The 3,104-nt window shown below is 64.9% G+C and carries 2 protein-coding genes; both read right to left on the reverse strand.

The genetic code is table 11. The annotated features are described in order from the left end of the window. Positions 1–133: 133 nt before the first annotated feature. On the reverse strand, positions 134–1,018 hold the full coding sequence (gene alaE / locus FHG66_RS21240; protein ID WP_342777501.1) for an L-alanine exporter AlaE: 885 nt from the start codon (positions 1,016–1,018) through the stop codon (positions 134–136). Between the two features lie 466 nt (positions 1,019–1,484). Then, positions 1,485–2,600 carry a sensor domain-containing diguanylate cyclase gene (locus tag FHG66_RS21245; RefSeq protein ID WP_139079141.1) on the reverse strand — a complete coding sequence of 372 codons (1,116 nt, stop codon included), beginning with the start codon at positions 2,598–2,600 and terminating at the stop codon, positions 1,485–1,487. Between the last annotated feature and the right edge of the window lie 504 nt (positions 2,601–3,104).

The following is a 3,104-nucleotide window of genomic DNA, read 5'->3' on the forward strand; positions in this document are numbered from 1 at the left end:
GATGAAGGGAAAGGCTGTGGACCAGTCAGCGAGCGTGTTGAGGTTCAGGCCGAGAGACGGACCGGGCATTCGCTAAGGCTCCTTGTGCATGGGCGAGGAGCTTAGGTTCACCTTCGATCAATGAATGAATTCTTTACATTGAAATTGTCGCAAAACCTGCGCGGCCATCCGCCGTTTGCCACCCTGGCGCTGAGCACGAACTTGCGTACCAGTCCGACCTGGTCTGTCCAGAACAAACATTTACCGCAGATTTGCCGTACAAACTTTGCCCCCAGACCCGTATGCCGACCTCAACCTTGTCGAAATGCCAAGTGAAGCAATGGACATCAGCGACGCACTGTCGCTGTAGGCCAGTCGGTCCATCTGCCCCCGGCGGCAGGCTGACCCAGAAACGCACCCGGTCGAGCCACAGGCCGTAGGGCCGACCCGAGACCAGCATGATGACTGTCACCCCAAGGCAACCTTGGACGACCTCGGCCCCGCCTGCCACCAGGATGGCAGCGTAGATCGGCACCTGGAAGCTGACCAAGGCGATCGTGTCCCAAACGAGCTGCGAGCGCCGGCCCTCCCTAGCGAAGCGCCCCAGCACCCAGCCCCGCCAGAGCCCGTAAGGCCGCGCGGTCAGCACCATGAGGGCGGCACCGATGCCGCGCGCACGTGCTACCTCGTCCCAGTCCATGCCTGCGACGAAGCGCTCGTTCACCACCCCTGTGCTCGTGAAGAACACTAGGGACGGCTCACCATCCGTGACGGGCCTAATCTCGCGCGGTTTGCGGGCTTTCCGCCGGACTACCTCCACATACGGGTTAGGGCTGGGCTCCCCTGAGTTAGGCTGACGCACGCGACAGGGTCGGCACTTTGCAGCGTGCCGAACTCCCTGGAGAGAAGCCAAGTTGTGGAGCCTGCGTTGGAGCCGCACCATGATGTCTGGTCCGGTTCGTCTATCGTTATCGAGAGCGCTGAACGGTTGCCGAGAGCAGCGCGCTGGTGAGCAGAGCCAGGCTGCCGGCCAGGGCATATGACCCAAGAGCCGTCCAGGGCTGCGCAGCTGTCGCAAGCTGTGCCACGGTGATGAGAACGCCAACGAGAGCGCCGACGAGCAAGTGCCCAATGACCATACGTATGTCCCCCTCCGAGCCCCATCCGGCCTTCTGATCGAGGCAGGTTCAGGGGCGGAGCCCGATCTTGGCAGACAGGGGAGCCGCGTGTCGACTGTTGGATGAGGTTTGACAAACTGGAGGCCCAAAAATGCTGGCGTTCCGTTGAAACACTCTCTGCTGGTCAGCACTGAATGTTGGGGGGGGTTTGCGGAGGACGGGGGTGCCCCGCCTGGTCCTGACGCAGGAGGCTCTGAGCGAAGCCGCGGGGGTGTCCGGCTCTGATCGCAGGCTCAGTGTTGGGAGCCATTGCGTCGGCTCGGGGTCTGACGGTTGGACGATATGGTCTCAGCTTGGTCCTGTTCTCCGCCGAACCGCCCGCCACAGTCATGCACGGGGCCGGAAGCCTCCGTGGCTGTCGCGCAGCCTTCGGGCGACCTCATCGGCGCTGAAGCGCGAGAGGGCTGACAGGCTTGGGGGTGGCACTGTGGGTCTGGTTTGGTGTCCGCTGGTCGGGGAGCCGGCCACTTCGACGCGGTTGCGGCCCGAGTTCTTGGCGCGGTAGAGCGCGGCGTCCGCTGCTGCGATCCAGCTCATGGCATCCCCTTGCCCGTGCTCTTGCCAGTGCGCGACCCCGCAGCTGACACTCACCGTCTGTCCCTGGAGAGCGGGCAACGAGAGTGCGTCCACCTGGCGCGTGATCCGCACGGCCAGCGCATAGGCTGTGCCCGGATCGATGTCGCCCAGCAGGATGCCGAACTCCTCGCCCCCCAGGCGGCCCAGACGGTCGGCTGGGCGCAGGCTGGATCGGATGGCCTCGGCCACGGCTTGGAGCACGAGATCCCCCACAGGGTGCCCAAATCGGTCGTTGACGTGCTTGAAGCGGTCGATGTCGATCATGAGCAGGGACATGGGAAGACGGCTGGTTATCGGATTCCTGACAACGACGCCCATGTGCTCCTCGAAGGCGCGCCGGCTCAGGGCTGCGGTGAGGGCGTCGCGCCGCGCCAGCATGCGAAGCTCCATTTTTGACATGACCAGACGGCCGAACTCCCGCAGCACCTCCTTGTTGGTGGGAGTGAAGCGGCGCGGCTCTGTCCCGAGGATGCACAGCGAGCCCAGGTTGTAGCCGTCGGGCGTGGTCAAGGGCACGCCCAGATAGCAGCGAATGCCCGGCTCTCCTGTGACCAGCGGGTTGGCGGCAAAACGGGGGTCCTGGGTGGCATCTTCGATGCTCAGAGGCATGGTCGAGCGGATCGTATGGTCACAGAAGGCAATAGACCTCGGCGTCTGCGAGACGCCCAGCCCGGTCTTGGCCTTGAGCCATTGCCGATCCGTGTCGATCAGGGTGATGGCCACCATGGGGACGCCGAACACCGCTTTCACCACGCGGACAATGTCCTCGAAGTCGGTTTCCGGGTCGGCATCGAGGATCTCGTAGCGGTAAAGGGCAGCCAGGCGGCCGGCCTCGTCAGACAGCTTGGGCGTGGCGAGATGGGTCATGGGGGCCCCAAGGTCCTGTGCTGTAGGGCCGCCTTACGGTCGGCCTCATCGGGTGGAAGAAGTCGGCTCATCCAAGACGCGATGGCGGCATCTGGGTGACCGGCCCTTTCCAGGGCACGGGCCAGCGCCTCAAGGGTCTCCTGCTGTCGAGCTGTAAACTCTTCCAGGACACGGGCGGCCCCGTCGTCCGCTGGGCCGGCGCTCTGGCCCGACAACGGCCGGGCCGACGAGGCAAGCGGGCGTGGCGACATAGCTGACCTTGCTAGACCTGCGGCCTGGATTGGCTCCTCCTCGTAGACCGGGGAGCTTAAGAAAGCATAGACGCCGGCCTGCAAGCGTGTGGAGGTTCCGTCCCGTGACCCTGGATCGCAGGTCCAAGGGCCCAAAGCGCCCAAAGGGCCGGAGCGTGTGCTCCGGCCCTTCCTGTGATGCACCCCCGCATGCGCAGAGGGCCGCCTCCTGCCGGGGTTGGCCCACTGTCCGGCTGCCGGGGCGGCGCTGGAG

The organism is Rubellimicrobium rubrum (assembly GCF_006152115.1).
Classification (GTDB): domain Bacteria; phylum Pseudomonadota; class Alphaproteobacteria; order Rhodobacterales; family Rhodobacteraceae; genus Rubellimicrobium; species Rubellimicrobium rubrum.

Coding starts and splice junctions, on each gene's coding strand:
- alaE (WP_342777501.1), bottom strand. CDS start 1,018: ATGCCCTGGCCGGCAGCCTGGCTCTGCTCACCAGCGCGCTGCTCTCGG.
- FHG66_RS21245 (WP_139079141.1), bottom strand. CDS start 2,600: ATGACCCATCTCGCCACGCCCAAGCTGTCTGACGAGGCCGGCCGCCTG.